At 42.5% G+C, this 17062-nt stretch carries 15 protein-coding genes and 11 tRNA genes; 22 read left to right on the top strand and 4 right to left on the bottom strand.

From position 1 onward, the window contains the following. Positions 1–19: 19 nt before the first annotated feature. Genes prmC through hemA form a run of 3 tightly spaced genes read right to left on the bottom strand, consistent with a single transcriptional unit; the run spans position 20 to position 3223 of the window. Positions 20–871, bottom strand: a complete 852-nt coding sequence (gene prmC, locus ABMY35_RS07000) for a peptide chain release factor N(5)-glutamine methyltransferase (RefSeq protein WP_349285563.1) — start codon at positions 869–871, stop codon at positions 20–22. 2 nt (positions 872–873) lie between these two features. Then, complete coding sequence (prfA, locus tag ABMY35_RS06995) at positions 874–1959, bottom strand: peptide chain release factor 1 (protein ID WP_349285562.1); 1086 nt, start codon at positions 1957–1959, stop codon at positions 874–876. 4 nt (positions 1960–1963) lie between these two features. Then, positions 1964–3223 carry a glutamyl-tRNA reductase gene (hemA, locus tag ABMY35_RS06990; RefSeq protein WP_058030805.1) on the bottom strand — a complete coding sequence of 420 codons (1260 nt, stop codon included), beginning with the start codon at positions 3221–3223 and terminating at the stop codon, positions 1964–1966. Positions 3224–3308: 85 nt separating this feature from the next. Between hemA and lolB the strand changes: the two genes are divergently transcribed. The 17 genes from lolB to ABMY35_RS06905 all read left to right on the top strand — a co-directional run bounded on the left by lolB (position 3309) and on the right by ABMY35_RS06905 (position 10028). Continuing rightward, entirely contained in the window at positions 3309–3902 is a 594-nt protein-coding gene (lolB, locus tag ABMY35_RS06985; RefSeq protein WP_349285561.1) for a lipoprotein insertase outer membrane protein LolB, read from the top strand. Then, entirely contained in the window at positions 3895–4743 is an 849-nt protein-coding gene (gene ispE / locus ABMY35_RS06980) for a 4-(cytidine 5'-diphospho)-2-C-methyl-D-erythritol kinase (protein ID WP_349285560.1), read from the top strand. The genes lolB and ispE overlap by 8 nt, the downstream gene beginning before the upstream one ends. Positions 4744–4826: 83 nt before the next feature. Beyond that, positions 4827–5774, top strand: a complete 948-nt coding sequence (locus ABMY35_RS06975) for a ribose-phosphate pyrophosphokinase (RefSeq protein ID WP_058030808.1) — start codon at positions 4827–4829, stop codon at positions 5772–5774. Between the two features lie 149 nt (positions 5775–5923). Next, entirely contained in the window at positions 5924–6535 is a 612-nt protein-coding gene (locus ABMY35_RS06970) for a 50S ribosomal protein L25/general stress protein Ctc (RefSeq protein ID WP_138562647.1), read from the top strand. Between the two features lie 19 nt (positions 6536–6554). After that, positions 6555–7139, top strand: a complete 585-nt coding sequence (pth, locus tag ABMY35_RS06965; RefSeq protein ID WP_349285559.1) for an aminoacyl-tRNA hydrolase — start codon at positions 6555–6557, stop codon at positions 7137–7139. Between the two features lie 43 nt (positions 7140–7182). Further along, entirely contained in the window at positions 7183–8274 is a 1092-nt protein-coding gene (gene ychF / locus ABMY35_RS06960) for a redox-regulated ATPase YchF (protein WP_058030811.1), read from the top strand. 224 nt (positions 8275–8498) lie between these two features. Further along, positions 8499–8575, top strand: a tRNA-Met gene (locus ABMY35_RS06955). A 47-nt stretch (positions 8576–8622) separates the two neighbouring features. Continuing rightward, positions 8623–8707: transfer RNA gene (locus tag ABMY35_RS06950), tRNA-Leu, on the top strand. A 142-nt stretch (positions 8708–8849) separates the two neighbouring features. Continuing rightward, positions 8850–8924, top strand: a tRNA-Gln gene (locus tag ABMY35_RS06945). A 5-nt stretch (positions 8925–8929) separates the two neighbouring features. After that, a tRNA-Leu gene (locus tag ABMY35_RS06940) sits at positions 8930–9014 on the top strand. Positions 9015–9157: 143 nt separating this feature from the next. Beyond that, positions 9158–9232: transfer RNA gene (locus ABMY35_RS06935), tRNA-Gln, on the top strand. Between the two features lie 3 nt (positions 9233–9235). Next, a tRNA-Met gene (locus ABMY35_RS06930) sits at positions 9236–9312 on the top strand. A gap of 19 nt (positions 9313–9331) precedes the next feature. Continuing rightward, a tRNA-Leu gene (locus ABMY35_RS06925) sits at positions 9332–9416 on the top strand. Between the two features lie 43 nt (positions 9417–9459). Next, positions 9460–9534, top strand: a tRNA-Gln gene (locus ABMY35_RS06920). Positions 9535–9613: 79 nt separating this feature from the next. Then, positions 9614–9698: transfer RNA gene (locus ABMY35_RS06915), tRNA-Leu, on the top strand. 149 nt (positions 9699–9847) lie between these two features. Next, positions 9848–9922, top strand: a tRNA-Gln gene (locus tag ABMY35_RS06910). A gap of 21 nt (positions 9923–9943) precedes the next feature. Next, positions 9944–10028: transfer RNA gene (locus ABMY35_RS06905), tRNA-Leu, on the top strand. Positions 10029–10176: 148 nt separating this feature from the next. Here the strand turns inward: ABMY35_RS06905 and ABMY35_RS06900 are convergent. Beyond that, positions 10177–11340: an FAD-dependent oxidoreductase gene (locus tag ABMY35_RS06900; protein WP_349285558.1), complete on the bottom strand. Its 1164-nt coding sequence runs from the start codon at positions 11338–11340 to the stop codon at positions 10177–10179. A gap of 234 nt (positions 11341–11574) precedes the next feature. On the opposite strand from ABMY35_RS06900, the gene miaB reads away from it, so the two are divergent. The 5 genes from miaB to lnt are packed head-to-tail and all read left to right on the top strand — an operon-like array spanning position 11575 to position 17051. Then, positions 11575–13008 carry a tRNA (N6-isopentenyl adenosine(37)-C2)-methylthiotransferase MiaB gene (gene miaB, locus ABMY35_RS06895; RefSeq protein WP_058030813.1) on the top strand — a complete coding sequence of 478 codons (1434 nt, stop codon included), beginning with the start codon at positions 11575–11577 and terminating at the stop codon, positions 13006–13008. Between the two features lie 55 nt (positions 13009–13063). Next, positions 13064–14107 (top strand): PhoH family protein, encoded by a 1044-nt coding sequence (locus tag ABMY35_RS06890; protein ID WP_138480340.1) that lies wholly within the window; start codon positions 13064–13066, stop codon positions 14105–14107. Positions 14108–14112: 5 nt separating this feature from the next. Next, a complete protein-coding gene (gene ybeY / locus ABMY35_RS06885) occupies positions 14113–14574 on the top strand; it encodes an rRNA maturation RNase YbeY (RefSeq protein ID WP_138480338.1) in 462 nt (153 codons plus the stop codon). 43 nt (positions 14575–14617) lie between these two features. Next, positions 14618–15496 carry a CNNM family magnesium/cobalt transport protein CorC gene (gene corC / locus ABMY35_RS06880; RefSeq protein WP_349285557.1) on the top strand — a complete coding sequence of 293 codons (879 nt, stop codon included), beginning with the start codon at positions 14618–14620 and terminating at the stop codon, positions 15494–15496. 58 nt (positions 15497–15554) lie between these two features. Beyond that, positions 15555–17051, top strand: a complete 1497-nt coding sequence (gene lnt / locus ABMY35_RS06875; protein WP_349285556.1) for an apolipoprotein N-acyltransferase — start codon at positions 15555–15557, stop codon at positions 17049–17051. Positions 17052–17062: the final 11 nt, after the last annotated feature.

Here is a 17062-nt window from a genome sequence, read left to right as displayed (position 1 = left end):
ATTAATACACAGGGCGTTTTTATCGCTTGCCTTGCCACTGGGCCATGGTTACTCGATCACAGCCTGCCATATCTTTTATAGTAAGTATATTGCTATACGCCATTTGTGCAAAAAACTCTTGTAATAACAGCGCTTGTTGATAACCATGCTCAATAAGCAAATATCCGTTCGGTGCCAGATATTGCCGCGCTTGCTCAATGATTAGCTTAATATCAGCCATACCATTATCTGGTGCAACTAGTGCACTTTTTGGTTCAAAACGCACATCACCTTGGTTTAAATGCTCATCAAGTTCATCAATATACGGCGGATTACTGACAATGAGGTCAAATTGCTGATTTGATACTGAGCTAAACCAATCGCTTTGTAAAACAGTGACATTATTTAAAGCAAGTTTTTGTTGATTTCGCTTTGCAAGCGAAACGGCTTGCTCAGAATAATCGACCGCAGTGACCTGCCAGTCAGGCTGCTCTGATGCCAGCGATAACGCTATGGCGCCTGTCCCAGTCCCCAAATCAAGCATTTTTGCATTGGTAGGCAAATCTAAGTTAAGCGCTTTTTCAACTAGGGTTTCGGTATCAGGTCTAGGAATTAACGTCGAGTTATTGACTTCGAGTTCTAAACTCCAAAACTCGCGCACACCGACTAAATGAGCAACAGGATGCCCTGTTTCTCGCTCTGCAATCAGCTTCTTAAATGTACTTAATTGCACTTCTGTTAGCTCAGCTTCAGGCCAAGTAAATAAATAGCTTTTAGGTTTATCAAGTACATGAAGCAATAAAACTTCAGCATCAAGTTTAGGTGAGTCAGAGGTATTTTGAAGAATTTGGGTTGCCCAAGCGAGTGCTTGGGCGACTGTTAGGTTGACCACGATTAATCGTCACCCATTGCTGCTAATAAGTCAGCTTGGTGTTCGAGTAGTAATGGATCAATCACGGCTCCAAGTTCACCGGCTACAATCTCATTTAGACGGTAAAGTGTTAAGTTAATACGGTGATCAGTAATACGACCTTGAGGATAGTTGTAAGTGCGAATACGCTCTGAACGGTCACCACTTCCTACTAGATTACGACGCTCAGATGCCTCGGCTGCTTGACGCTTTTCATCTTCAGCTTGTTGTAAACGTGCTCCTAGTACAGAAAGTGCTTTAGCACGGTTTTTGTGCTGAGAGCGCTCATCCTGGCATTCGACAACCACACCTGTTGGAATGTGCGTTATACGAATTGCAGAGTCTGTTTTGTTAACATGCTGACCACCGGCACCCGATGCACGGAAGGTATCTACTTTTAAATCTGCAGGGTTAATTTGGATTGCTTCGGCTTCAGGTATTTCAGCCATTACTGCAACCGTACATGCAGACGTGTGAACACGACCTTGAGATTCAGTTTCAGGAACACGTTGAACACGATGCGCACCTGATTCGAACTTCAACTTGCCATATACACCTTCACCACTGATGTGAGCGATAACTTCTTTATAACCACCGTGCTCGCCTTCGTTGGTGCTGACAACCTCAACTTTCCACTTTTGAGTTTCAGCGTAGCGGCTGTACATACGGAATAAATCACCCGCAAAAATTGCTGCTTCATCACCACCGGTACCTGCGCGAACTTCGAGATAAACATTGTTGTTATCTTTAGGATCTTTTGGCAGCATCAAAATTTGCAGTTCGTCTTCTAGGGCAACAATGGCTGCTTTTGCCTCTTTATATTCTTCTTGCGCCATCTCACGCATATCAGGATCTGAGTCTTTCAGCATTTCTTCAGCTGTCGCCACATCGTCTTGGGCTTGCTGATAAGAAGCAAACGCTTTAACTACGTCTTCAAGTTCTGAGTATTCTTTTGATAAGGCACGGAAACGATTTTGATCGCCAATAACTTCTGGATCACTTAGCATCGCTTGCACTTCTTCATAGCGCTCGGCTAAGGTCTCTAATTTACGATATACAGACTCTTTCATTAATTTACTTTTCCTGCTCGATTCCTAATGTTTGTTTAAGCACGGCCAATTTATCGATATCACCCTCTTGCGCCGCGGCCTGTATTGCCCGTGTTGGTGCGTGAGTTAAACGATTTGTGAGCTTGTTAGCCAATTCAAGCAACACTTTTTCGGCTGATTTGCCTGATTGTAGCTGATTTACAGCCTTTTCTACTAATTCTGTTTTTACTTCTTGCGCCGAGTCTCGATATTGTCGAATAACATCAATTGACCCTTGTGAACGTTGCCACTTGGCAAATTCATGGGTTTTTTGCAGTATGATTTCTTGCGCTTGCTCTGCCGCTTGCTCACGGCTTGCCATGTTTTCGTTGACGATGGCTTGTAAGTCATCAACTGAGTAAAGGTAAGCCGCATCTAACTCGCCTACCTGGCTTTCAATATCTCGCGGCACGGCAATATCAACGAACAACATTGGCTTATAACGGCGCTGTTTGAGTGCTTGCTCAACCATACCTTTACCGATGATAGGCAACGTACTAGCCGTTGAACTGATGACAATATCAGCGTCATGCAGTTTTTCTGGCAATTGCGCCAATGAAATCACATCAGCTTCAACTTCTTCAGCTAAGTTTTTGGCACGCTCTATTGTTCTATTTGCAACCGTGATGGCTTTTGGGTGCTGTTGATATAAGTGTCTGGCTACCAACTCAATAGTCTCACCTGCACCAATTAGCAGCACTTTGGTTTTATCTAATTGGCCATAAATGTGTTTAGCTAAGTTAACTGCTGCATAGGCAACAGATACTGCACTGGCACCAATATCCGTTTCAGTTCTTACTTGCTTGGCGACTGAAAAGGTTTTTTGAAATAAACGCTCAAAAGTAGGTAACACACAGTCGTGCTGCTTTGCACTGTTATAAGACTGTTTGATCTGGCCAAGGATCTGTGGCTCGCCTAACACTAAAGAATCCAAACCACAGGCTACGCGCATTAAATGATTTATGGCGTCTTGGTTTTGATGAATGTAGACATTATCTTCAAGTTGTTCAGTGTCGATACAGTGAAAATCAGCTAACCATTTGAGAAGCGCTTGGGAATTGCTATGCTCAAGGCTACAATACAGTTCAGTTCGGTTACAGGTCGAGACAATCACGGTCTCTTTAAACTGCTCAGAGCTCGCCAATTGCGACAATGCGTTTGATAATTGCTCAGGTGAGAACGCCACTTTTTCGCGTAATTCAACTGATGCTGTTTTGTGATTAATACCAAGTGCGATAATGGTCATAGCTACCAATAAATTGCTCGAGCCCTGCTAGAAAGCCGAGAATTTTATCAAACATCCTGCAAATATGGAAAGGAAGGAACAACATTTGAAACAAATTCATTTGATTTTGCTCATGTTTTTTTTATTTATCAGTGGCTGTGCCCAACGAATAACTGAGCAAGACGCGCTACAGACAGATTGGCGGTCGCAATTAGAGGCACAAAAAAACTGGAAAGCCAGTGGTAAAGTCGCCTTTATTGCGCCCAATGATCGACAATCTGTTAACTTTAATTGGCAACTTAAAGAAAGTCATCAACATCTAATTTTATCTAGCTTTATTGGCACACAATTACTCGAATTAGTCGAGCATGAAAATCACAGTGAAATGGCCTATCAAGATGAGCAATATATTGATCAAAGCAGCAGTGAACTGATTGCTCGCTTGAGTGGTTTTCAATTACCTTTTGAAAAAGCACCACTTTGGTTAACCGGTGCCATTCGTAGTGATAATAACCAGTACGACCCTCAATCACGCCTTAAGTCTGCAAAGTGGACAGATGAACAAGGCAAAACATGGTTTATCAACTATCAAAGCTATCAAAGGGTTGATGGATTTTGGGTACCAAAACGTATTTCACTTACCCAAGATAAATTAAGAATAAAAATTCAACTCAATTCATGGCAGTTTAATAATGAATAATTTGACTCTAACGGCTCCAGCAAAACTTAATCTGTTTTTACATATCAATAACCAACGGGAAGACGGCTATCATGAATTAGAGAGTTTGTTTACCTTTTTAGATTTTGGTGACGAATTAGAGTTCAACTTAACGGATGATAATCAAATTAGTATCATTGGTGATACCAATAATATCAAAACCGAAGACAACCTTATCTTTAAAGCGGCTCACGCTTTGTTGCCATACAAGCAAACAAACCAAGGTGTGACCATTAATTTAAAAAAATGTTTGCCCATGGGCGGTGGTGTTGGTGGTGGTTCATCCGATGCAGCAACGGCTTTATTAGCATTAAATTCATTATGGCAATGTCACTTAGATCTAAACACCTTGTCAGAGATAGGCTTAACACTTGGTGCGGATGTGCCTGTATTCATTAATGGTAAAACTGCCGTAGCACAAGGCGTTGGTGAAAAACTCAATGCGGTTGAGATTGAACATAAATGGTATTGTGTGGTGTTCCCCAATGTTCACATTAGTACAGCAAAAGTCTTCACTCACCCTGACTTACCAAGAAATACACCTAAACTCACCAGTCAGTGGTTTATGGAAAATACCAGCAACGATTGTGAAGCTCTGGTTAAAAAGCTCTACCCCGAGGTTGAAAAGACCCTGCAGTGGTTGCTAAAATACGGCCCGTCAAGAATGACTGGGACGGGAGCGTGCTGTTTTGTCGAGCTAGACTCTGAGCAAAGCGCACGGCGTGTACTCTCTGAATTACCCAATGCTTGGCAAGGGTTTATCGCCCCAAGCCATGCTGTATCACTGGCCCATCGCCAGTTAGCGTCATGGCTTAAAGAGTAGAAGTAAAATTGTTTAAGTTAGCCTGTTTTGACAACGTCATTGCATGTTAGTCCAAAAAATTTCAGTGCCTGAGGAACCCTACCGTGCCTGACATGAAGCTCTTCGCTGGTAACGCAACGCCTGAGTTAGCTCAAAAAATTGCGAAACGTTTATTCATCGAGTTAGGTGATGCTGTTGTTGGTCGTTTTAGTGACGGCGAGATCAGTGTTCAAATCAATGAAAATGTACGTGGATCGGATGTTTTCATTATTCAATCAACCTGTGCCCCTACAAACGACAACTTAATGGAACTAATCGTGATGGTTGACGCTTTGCGTCGTGCATCAGCAGGTCGTATTACAGCTGTTATCCCTTACTTCGGTTATGCGCGTCAAGACCGTCGTGTTCGCTCAGCTCGTGTACCAATCACAGCTAAAGTAGTAGCAGACTTCCTTTCAAGCGTTGGTGTTGACCGCGTATTGACTGTAGACCTGCACGCAGAACAAATTCAAGGTTTCTTCGATGTGCCTGTAGACAACGTGTTTGGTAGCCCTGTACTACTTGACGACATGAAGTCTCGTGAATTTGACGATGTTGTAGTCGTATCTCCAGACATTGGTGGTGTTGTACGTGCTCGTGCAATTGCAAAACTACTGAACGATACTGACCTGGCTATCATCGACAAACGTCGTCCGAAAGCAAACGTATCTCAAGTAATGCACATCATTGGTGATGTAGAAGGCCGTGACTGTATCATCGTTGACGACATGATCGACACAGGTGGTACATTATGTAAAGCAGCAGAGGCACTTAAAGAGCATGGCGCTAAACGCGTATTTGCTTATGCAACACACCCTGTACTTTCTGGTGCTGCTGCAGAAAACCTTCGCAACTCTGTTATTGATGAAGTTATCGTAACTGACTCAATCACGTTAAGTGATGAGCTTCGTTCAATCGATAAAATTAAAGTATTGACCCTTGCAGATATGTTGGCTGAAACGATTCGCCGCATCAGCAACGAAGAGTCAATCTCGGCAATGTTTACACATTAAGCGACGCCTACTTTAACAAAAAGCACCTTCGGGTGCTTTTTTTGTTTAATTTACCGTCCAACGGTGGTATAGTAGCGCGCCTTTTTAAGGTAGAGGATTTGGTCGCGAGTCCTCTAATTACTAATTTAACTTTTATTTTGGAGACATCCATGTCTAACGAATTATACACTTTAGAAGCAGAAGTACGTGAAGTTTTAGGTACTGGTGCGAGCCGCCGCCTACGTCACGCTGATAAAGTACCAGCAATCCTTTACGGTGCTGGTAAAGATGCAGTTGCTTTAACGCTTGACCACAACAAAGTAATCAAAGCGCAAGAAGATGAAGGTTTCTACACTCACATCCTTACACTAAACATCGGTGGTGAGTCTGTTGAAGCGATCCTTAAAGACATCCAACGTCACCCGTTCAAGCCTAAAGTAACTCACTTAGACTTCCAACGTGTTGATGCTGCTCACAAGATCCACACTAAGGTTCCTGTACACTTCATCAACGAAGAAGCTGCAACTAAAGGCGGTAACACTGTTGCTCACCACGTAACAGAAATCGAAATCACTTGTTTACCAGCTCAACTTCCTGAGTTCGTAGAAGTAGACGTAGCAGCATTAGAAGTAGGTGCAACTGTACACCTTTCTGACGTAGCTCTTCCTGCAGGTGTTGTTTCAGTAGAACTAGCTAAAGGTGCAGACCACGACCAAGCAGTTGTTACTTTAAACGCTCCTAAAGGCGCTGCTTCTGAAGAAGCTGAAGAAGCTGCAGAATAATTTCTAAGGTGTTAGCACCTTGAATACTATTCAAATGCTTGTGGGCCTGGCTAATCCAGGCCCCGAATATGCTCAAACCCGTCATAATGCCGGTGCGTGGTTCATCGAAGAACTGGCAAAACGCTACAATTGCATCCTCAAACCTGATTCAAAACATCACGGCCTGACTGGCAAAGTGATAATCAACAACCAAGAATTCAAACTGCTTATTCCTACAACTTATATGAACTTAAGTGGTAAAGCGGTATCAAGCCTTGCTAATTTTTATAAAATCCCAGCTGAAAATATTTTAGTTGCCCATGACGAAATGGACATGGAACCGGGGATCGCCAAAATTAAAAAAGGCGGTGGTCACGGTGGTCACAATGGCTTGAAAGACATTATTGCTAAAATGGGCAATAACAAAGAATTTATGCGTTTACGTGTTGGTATTGGTCACCCTGGTCACAGAGATAAAGTAACAGGCTGGGTTTTAGGTAAAGCACCTCAAGCTGACCAAGAAAAAATCGACGCTGTGGTTGATGAAGCTGTTCGCTGTATGGAAGTTTTAGCAAAAGACGGTGTGTTAAAAGCACAAAACAGACTACATTCATTTAAGCCGTAAAATCGCTTACGGCAACAATTTGATTAACTGAAGGTTCAAAATTATGGGTTTTAAATGTGGCATTGTAGGTTTACCTAACGTTGGTAAATCAACCCTATTTAATGCATTAACTAAAGCGGGAATTGAAGCCGCAAACTTTCCGTTTTGTACAATCGAACCAAACACAGGCGTTGTTGCCGTGCCAGATCCGCGTTTAGACCAACTGGCTGAGATTGTTAATCCTCAAAAAACAATCGCAACAACCATGGAGTTCGTTGATATTGCAGGTCTTGTAAAAGGCGCGTCAAAAGGTGAAGGTTTAGGTAACCAATTCCTTGCTAATATTCGTGAAACAGATGCCATTGGTCATGTTGTTCGTTGTTTTGAAGATGAAAACATTGTTCACGTGTCTGGCCAAGTAAATCCGGCTGATGATATTGATGTTATCAACACTGAACTTGTTTTAGCAGATATGGAAGCTGCAGATCGCGCTGCTCAACGTAATGCTAAAAAAGCGAAAGGCGGTGATAAAGAAGCAAAATTCCAGAATGAAGTACTAGAAAAAGTGAAAGCCCATTTAGATGAAGGCTTAACACTGCGTTCTTTAGAGCTTAGTAAAGAAGAACTAGCTGCTATTAAGCCGCTTAACTTCTTAACAATTAAGCCTACCATGTATATTGCGAACGTTACTGAAGATGGTTTTGAAAATAACCCATTCTTAGAGCAAGTTCGTGAAATTGCTGCAAACGAAGATGCTGTTGTGATCCCTGTGTGTGCTGCAATTGAATCTGAGCTTTCAGAGCTAGAAGAAGAAGATAAGTTAGAGTTTATGGCTGATCTTGGTCTTGAAGAGCCAGGTCTTAACCTTGTGATCCGTGGTGGTTACGAGCTACTTAAATTACAGACTTACTTCACTGCTGGTGTAAAAGAAGTACGTGCATGGACTATCCCTGTAGGTGCAACTGCGCCACAAGCTGCAGGTAAAATCCACACAGACTTCGAACGTGGCTTTATTCGTGCGCAAACAATTGGTTTTGATGATTACATCGAATTCAAAGGCGAAAGCGGTGCGAAAGACGCAGGTAAAATGCGCCAAGAAGGTAAAGAATACATTGTTAAAGATGGCGACGTGATGAACTTCCTATTCAACGTTTAATCGCTTTAACTGAGTGTTTTGAAAAGGAGACTTGATGTCTCCTTTTTTATTTTCTAAAAACAGCTCACTTTTTATCTTTTTATGGTTCATATTCAGCCATTTCGCGCAATTAATCTGCAAAAGAACTTTAATGACAACTTTTTTGCAAAAAAGGTGTTGACGAGTTTGGAGCATATCAGCATAATACGCCCCGCACCAGCGATGGTGACACACTAAAAAGAGATGGCTATGTAGCTCAGCTGGTTAGAGCACATCACTCATAATGATGGGGTCCCCTGTTCAAATCAGGGCATAGCCACCATGCTTTTTAGAGTTGATTAGCAACTATAAAACTAACTACCTTGTAGTGCGGAAGTGGCGGAATTGGTAGACGCGCTGGATTTAGGTTCCAGTATCTTCGGATGTGAGAGTTCAAGTCTCTCCTTCCGCACCATGTTCTTGATTAGAACTAAAACAATCAACTACCTTAGTTGGAGTATCGCCAAGCGGTAAGGGCAGAAGAGAGAGGTTTTGACCCCTCACTCATTTATCCCCCAGATTCAAATCCTGGTTCAACAAAGATTTGAAGTTTTCGTTGGAGTATCGCCAAGCGGTAAGGCAGCGGGTTTTGATCCCGCCATTCCCAGGTTCAAATCCTGGTACTCCAGCCAACATTGCGGAAGTGGCGGAATTGGTAGACGCGCTGGATTTAGGTTCCAGTATCTTCGGATGTGAGAGTTCAAGTCTCTCCTTCCGCACCATGTTCTCGATTAGAACTAAAACAATCAACTACCTTAGTTGGAGTATCGCCAAGCGGTAAGGGCATAAGAGAGAGGTTTTGATACCTCACTCATTTATCCCCCCAGATTCAAATCCTGGTTCAAAAAAGATTTGAGGTTTTCGTTGGAGTATCGCCAAGCGGTAAGGCAGCGGGTTTTGATCCCGCCATTCCCAGGTTCAAATCCTGGTACTCCAGCCAAATGGCTATGTAGCTCAGCTGGTTAGAGCACATCACTCATAATGATGGGGTCCCCTGTTCAAATCAGGGCATAGCCACCATTTTCTTTAAAGAAAATATGCGGAAGTGGCGGAATTGGTAGACGCGCTGGATTTAGGTTCCAGTATCTTCGGATGTGAGAGTTCAAGTCTCTCCTTCCGCACCATGTTCTTAAAGTTTGAACTAAAAAAGCTTTTACTACCTTTAGTTGGAGTATCGCCAAGCGGTAAGGCAGCGGGTTTTGATCCCGCCATTCCCAGGTTCAAATCCTGGTACTCCAGCCAACTTTTCTGAAGTTGAGGAATTTGCAGGTGTCTTGAAATAGACGCTGGATTTAGGTTCCAAAATACTCCAGATAATATTGCGGAAGTGGCGGAATTGGTAGACGCGCTGGATTTAGGTTCCAGTATCTTAGGATGTGAGAGTTCAAGTCTCTCCTTCCGCACCATGTTCTTTTAAGTTTGAACTAAAATAACTTAGCTTATCCTTGATGTTGGAGTATCGCCAAGCGGTAAGGACAGAAGAGAGAGGTTTTGATCCCTCACTCATTCATCCCCAGATTTAAGTCCAGAGACCAACAGAAAGTTAAAATTTTGTTGGAGTATCGCCAAGCGGTAAGGCAGCGGGTTTTGATCCCGCCATTCCCAGGTTCAAATCCTGGTACTCCAGCCAATCTCTTATGAGAAAAACATTGCGGAAGTGGCGGAATTGGTAGACGCGCTGGATTTAGGTTCCAGTATCTTCGGATGTGAGAGTTCAAGTCTCTCCTTCCGCACCATGTTTTCTAAAATTATCTAACAACCCTACCCTATAAATAAATCATCTATAATTTCCCAGTCTAAGTTTTATATCATTTTTCTCGCATACTTTTTTACACGCACAAAAAAAGCGAACCTTAATCCGCTTCAATCAAAGAAATTTACTGATTAAAAATCACCGCCCATCGCATGCTTTAGCACTTGCTTCTTCAGCACACCTGCATTGTCAGCCACTTTTAATGCTAAATTGCGCAGGTGCTTTAATGGTTTTATGTCATTCGAGAAACCAAAGTAACACGCATCCATCATGCTCATCATCGTCAAATTATCTAAACGACGTTTTTTTTCATATTTATGCAAAGCTAAAGGACAGCCAAAATCGTCTGTCGATTCTAATGCTTCGGCTAGGGCAGCGACGTCTTTAAAGCCTAGGTTAACCCCCTGACCTGCTAATGGGTTGATCGAATGGGCTGCATCCCCCACAAGTACAACTCTACCTTGTGAATAAGTATTAGCATGTTGCCTAGCAAGCGGAAACACCGCCTTTTCTTCAACACTAAAATCGCCAGGCAACGCAAAGAAGTTTGACTGAATTTCAGCTTTTAATTGTTCATTTGATAGTTGCTTCAATCGAGCAAGCTCAGCGCTATCATGATACCAAATTAAATTGGCATACGGTGCGTGCATAGGCAGAAACGCAATTGGGCCAGTCTGTTTAAATTGCTGCCATGTTTTTGTTTGCTGCGGAGCATCAATTTTGATTAGTACACCCATACAACTTTGTTGATATTGCCAGCCTGTAACACCTATTCCAACTAAATGCCTTACCTGTGAGCGACCACCATCAGCGGCAACAAGTAAATCGGCGGTATGACTTTTGTTTTTATAGTGCAGTGTAACGGTATCATCAGATTGCGCTATGCTCACTGGTAAACCATCAACTTGCTCAACTTGTATTTGCCATTGCTCAAATTGCGCCCATAAACTAGCTTGCGTTAAGCTGTTTTCGATAAGATGCCCAAGGTGACTTGTGCCAACTTCTTCACTATCAAATAACAGTGAGTTTTGTACTGACTCATAGGCTTCTAGTTGGGTATAAGGGGCAATTCTATTTTCTCTGAGTAAAGGCATTGCCCCTAAGTCATCAAGTAAAGCTTCTGAAAAGCGGTTAATGGCAGAGATTCGAATATCAATTTTTTCACTCGCAAGCACCGCAAGAGGGTCGATACACTGTTGCTCCAAAACTGTTACCGACGCGCCCTGTTTTGCTAGCTTAATTGCTGTAGCTGCACCGACCATGCCGCCACCGACTATAACCACCTTGTTTTTCATCTATTTTGCCTCTTAAAAACAATGCCAGCATTGTACCGCAAGCAATACTAATTTGTCTGACTGTAATGCGCAAAATACGTTTCAATTTGATCACGCTTTGCAAAGTTAAAAACTATACTTGGCTAGATGTGCTTGGTCATATAAAATACGCGTCCTTTAAGTTGTGCGTATACTTTTTAGGTCTAAGCAAGTGGCCTAAATCAGAGTCCGAATTGAAAACGAGGCAATATTTCAATGAGTAAAAAATTGCATATTAAAACCTGGGGTTGTCAGATGAACGAGTACGACTCGCAGAAGATGGCTGACCTGTTAGATGCAACCAATGGTTATGAAGTAACCGAAGAAGCTGAACAAGCTGATGTAATCTTACTCAACACCTGTTCAATTCGTGAAAAAGCACAAGAAAAAGTGTTCCATCAACTGGGTCGCTGGAAGTTATTAAAAGATGACAACCCAGATCTAGTTATTGGTGTGGGTGGTTGTGTAGCTTCACAAGAAGGTGACACGATTCGTCAACGCGCACCGTTTGTTGATATCGTATTTGGCCCGCAAACATTGCACCGTTTACCTGAGATGATCAAGCAAGTACAAAGCAAGCAAGGTGCGGTTGTTGATATTTCATTCCCTGAAATTGAAAAGTTTGACCGTCTACCAGAGCCTAAAGCAGAAGGCCCTACGGCATTCGTTTCAATTATGGAAGGCTGTTCTAAATACTGTACTTTCTGTGTTGTACCTTACACGCGTGGTGAAGAAGTAAGCCGTCCGTTAGATGACGTATTACTAGAAGTTGCACAACTTGCTGAGCAAGGTGTTCGTGAAGTTAACCTACTTGGCCAAAACGTAAATGCATTCCGCGGTGAAATGCACGACGGTGAAATCTGTTACTTCTCAGATCTACTTCGTTACGTTGCTGCCATTGATGGTATTGACCGTATTCGATACACCACATCTCACCCTGTTGAATTCACGCCTGACATTATTGAAGCTTACGCTGATGTACCAGAGCTGGTAGACCACTTACACTTACCGGTACAAAGTGGCTCAGACCGTGTTCTTAACCTTATGAAACGTGGTCACACAGCCTTAGAATACAAATCAACCATTCGTAAGCTTCGTAAGATCCGCCCTAACCTGTCAATGTCTTCAGACTTCATCATTGGTTTCCCGGGTGAAACGAGTGCTGACTTTGAAGCAACAATGAATCTGATCAATGACATTGGTTTTGATATGAGCTTCAGCTTTATCTATTCAGCGCGCCCAGGTACCCCTGCGGCAGATTTGCCTGATGATGTTTCTGAACAAGAGAAGAAAGAGCGTCTATACATTCTTCAAAACCGTATCAACCAGATGTCTCAAGACATCAGTCGTAAGATGTTTGATACTGAGCAGCGTATTTTGGTTGAAGGTCCATCGAAGAAAAACCCAATGGAACTGCGCGGTCGTACCGAAAACAACCGTGTTGTGAACTTTGAAGGTCCGCATTCAGTGATCGGTCAGTTCGTTGATGTACGTATTACCGAAGCTTTACCTAACTCTTTACGTGGTGAGCTAATTCGTACAGAATCAGAAATGAATTTAAGGAAAGATGTTGCACCTGCCGATATTTTAAATCGTGCGCCGTCGGAACCCGAAGCCGATGAGTTAGGTGTTGCAACCTTTACACCTTAGTTAAATACAGATTGCGCCAGCACTTTTGCTGGCGCGGTTGTTACAGGAAGCAATTTTGAGCAGTCAACTAAAGAATATTGAGTTTTATTTAGAGCCCGCCGACAACGTTCGCCTTTCATCACTTTGCGGCCCTTTTGACGAGAATTTAAAACAAATAGAACGTCGCCTTGGGGTTGAAATCACACACAGAGACAACTGGTTTAAAGTGACTGGACAACCTGTTCAAGCTAAAGCTGCTACCGATATCATAAAAGGTTTATACATTGATACTCAGCCTGTTCGTGGCGAAGTAAATGAAATTGAACCTGATAACGTACACTTAGCGATCACTGAAGCTAATTGTCTAGAGCAAGATGCACCGAGTGTATGGAATGAAGAGGTTTATATTAAAACCCGCCGTGGTGTGATTAAGCCTCGTAATCCGAATCAGAGTCAGTATGTGGCTAATATTCTTCGTCATGATATCAGTTTTGGTATTGGTCCTGCTGGTACTGGTAAAACCTACCTTGCAGTTGCCGCTGCTGTAGATGCACTAGAACGTCAAGAAATTCGTCGCATCTTATTAACTCGCCCTGCGGTTGAAGCGGGTGAAAAACTTGGTTTCTTACCTGGCGATTTAACACAAAAAATTGACCCATACCTGCGTCCACTCTATGACGCATTATTTGAAATGCTTGGCTTTGAAAAAGTTGAACGCTTAATAGAAAAAAATGTCATAGAAGTTGCGCCGCTTGCCTATATGCGTGGTCGAACGCTTAATGATGCCTTTATCATTCTAGATGAAAGCCAAAACACCACCACAGAACAAATGAAAATGTTCTTAACGCGTATCGGCTTTAATTCAAAAGCGGTGATCACAGGTGACATTACGCAAGTTGATTTACCTCGTGGTGCGCGCTCTGGTCTTCGTCATGCTATTGAAGTACTGAGTGATGTCGATGAGATTTCATTTAATTTCTTCAAGTCACATGATGTTGTTCGCCACCCAGTTGTGGCACGTATTGTTGAAGCATACGAGAAGAAAGAAGAATCTGAGCGAAAAGAAAAGGCCGAAAAAGAACGCCTTCGTAAAGAAGCTAAAGCGAATCAAGCTGAGTAACGAACATGAGCGTTGAATTAGATTTACAAATTGCCTGTGAGTTTGAAGATTTACCTTCACATGAACAGTTTGAATTATGGGCTGACAAAGCCCTATCTGCGTATCGTGAACATGCAGAATTAACGATTCGTATTGCTGATGAAGCTGAAAGCCAAGAGCTTAACAGCCAGTATCGTGGCAAAGACAAGCCAACTAATGTGCTATCTTTTCCATTTGATGCGCCTCCAGGCATTGAACTTCCTCTTGTTGGCGACTTAATTATTTGCCCACAAGTTGTGAAAGCAGAGTCTATAGAGCAAGAAAAAAGCTTTCATGAGCACTTTGCTCATATGACAATTCATGGCTGCTTGCATTTACTTGGATTTGACCATATAAATGAACAAGACGCCATTGAGATGGAAGGCATCGAAAAAACATTATTAGCCGAATTGGGCATAGACGATCCATATCGTGATGATGCTTACTAAGTTCGACTAACAGAATTTTATTTAATTGGAGATATAAAAAGAAATGAGCGACGATAACTCGCAAAGTAGTCAGGGTTCTGCTGGCAAAAGCTGGCTAGGACGCATTACCCAGATGCTGCAAGGAGAACCCCAAAATAAAGAAGAGCTGGTTGAAGTCATCGCTGATGCGCAAGAGCGTGCTCTCATCGACCCTGAGACCAAAGACATGATGGAAGGCGTACTAAGCGTCTCTGAACTTAAAGTTCGAGATATCATGATCCCTCGCTCACAAATGATTACTTTAGATGTAGATGAGTCTCTAGAGCATCAACTACCGATTATGGTTGAATCATCACACTCTCGCTTTCCAGTGATCTGTGAAGACAAAGACCATGTTGAAGGTATTTTACTGGCTAAAGACTTATTGCCGCTGATTTTGGATAAATCTGATGCCTTACCGGCATTAAGAGAATATCTTCGCCCTGCTATCGTGGTACCTGAGAGTAAACGTGTTGACACCTTGCTTAATGAGTTTCGACAAAAGCGTTACCATATGGCTATTGTTATCGATGAGTATGGCGGCGTATCAGGTTTAGTAACCATCGAAGACATTTTAGAAACCATCGTTGGCGAAATTGAAGATGAGCATGATGACGATGAAGAGCACGACGATATTCGACAGTTGTCAAAGCATGTATTCACTGTACAAGCATTAACGCCTCTTGATGAATTTAATTCGTTTTTTAATACTGATTACGATACACAAGAAGCCGATACCATTGGCGGTATTATTCTTCATGCCTTTGGTCATATGCCGAGTCGTGGTGAAACAATCGACATCGAACCGCTACAGTTTAAAGTCACTAACTCTGATAATCGTCGTATTATTCAACTCCAAGTAACAGTACCAAAGACTGAAATTACCGAAGATCACGTTGAGTAAGCTGTTTTCCCTCTTTTCTAACAAACATGCTTGGCTTGCATTTTTTGCAGGCCTTGCCATGACTTTTAGCTATGCACCGTTTAACCTATGGCCCATCGCTATTTTTTCACTCGTTGCGGCTTGTTATGTAACCGATAAACAGTCTACCCGAAGCGCGGCTAAATATGGCTTTGCTTTTGGTTTTGGCTGGTTTGCACTTGGTATAAGCTGGGTGCATGTCTCTATAGCTCAATTCGGTGGATTACCTTTACCAGTTTCTTTGTTACTGATGGGGTTGCTCTGTGCCTATTTAGCAATTTACCCTGCGCTGGCCTTTGCATTTGCAGCTAGATTCAGCCAAAGCGCGTGGCAAAGGATCGCATTGTTAATAGTCGGCTTTGCCATTGCAGAGTTTCTTCGTGGCAAGTTATTGACTGGCTTTCCATGGCTCAGTTTTGGTTATGCATTTACTGATTCCACACTTAACGCCTTTGCGCCTTTAATTGGCGAGTTTGGCTTAACTTTACTGGCAGTATTTCTTGCTAGTAGCATTTATTACAGCATTAAAGCAAAACATGCTTCTTTTTCGCTTTCAGCAATTGTCACACTGATCTGTTTATATCTTATTAGTAGCTTCACAGTTTCTACTTCGCACTCTGATAAGCGCATTTCAACTTTGCTTGTACAAGGCAACATTCAACAAAGTTTACGCTGGGAGCCAGAACAGTTTTGGCCAACCATGTCAAAATACCGAGATATGACCCGGGTTGAATGGCATGACACAGACCTAGTCGTCTGGCCTGAAGCTGCTATTCCTGAAATAGAGGATATGGCAGCACCATTCTTAGAGGGCCTAGACAAGGCTGCCGCCTTTAACAATACCGCAGTCATTACAGGTATTCCTGATTACCAATTTGATACCAAAGCTGTCTACAACACGCTTGTTGTGTTAGGTAAGAAATACTCAGACTCAAGTGATGGTCACTACAATTACTTACATTCAAATAGGTACCAAAAGCATCAGCTTCTGCCTATTGGTGAGTTTGTGCCATTTGAAGATATTCTCAGACCGTTAGCCCCTTTGTTTAACCTCGCTATGTCTTCATTTTCTCGAGGTGTGCGTGTGCAAAACAACCTCATTGCTAACGGCCTACATATTCTGCCAGCTATTTGCTACGAAATCGTATTTAGCGATTTGGTTAGAGACAACTTCACAGAGCAATCTGATATTCTCTTTACGGTAAGTAATGACGCTTGGTTTGGCGATTCTCACGGCCCCCATCAGCATATGCAAATTGCTAGAATGCGTGCTCTAGAACTGCAAAGACCGCTTGTTCGCGTGACCAATAACGGTATTACTGGCGTTTATGACCCCATCTCTCAAACTGAGCAAACAATACCGCAATTTGAAGCGACGATACTCAAAACTGACTTACAGCTTATTAAAGGATTGAGCCCTTTTAGTAAATATGGCCATTTACCTATCTGGATTTTGGTCGGGTTTTTATCTACTTGTGTCTTTTTACCACGTTTGAAAACAAGCATAGCAAACAAACTTGAAAGGAACTTTTTCTAAAGTACATCATA

The sequence above is a fragment of the Pseudoalteromonas sp. BZB3 genome (genome assembly GCF_040104455.1).
Classification (GTDB): Bacteria; Pseudomonadota; Gammaproteobacteria; order Enterobacterales; family Alteromonadaceae; genus Pseudoalteromonas.
Note: the sequence above shows the minus strand (reverse complement) of the source record. Positions and strands in the feature narration are given on the sequence as shown.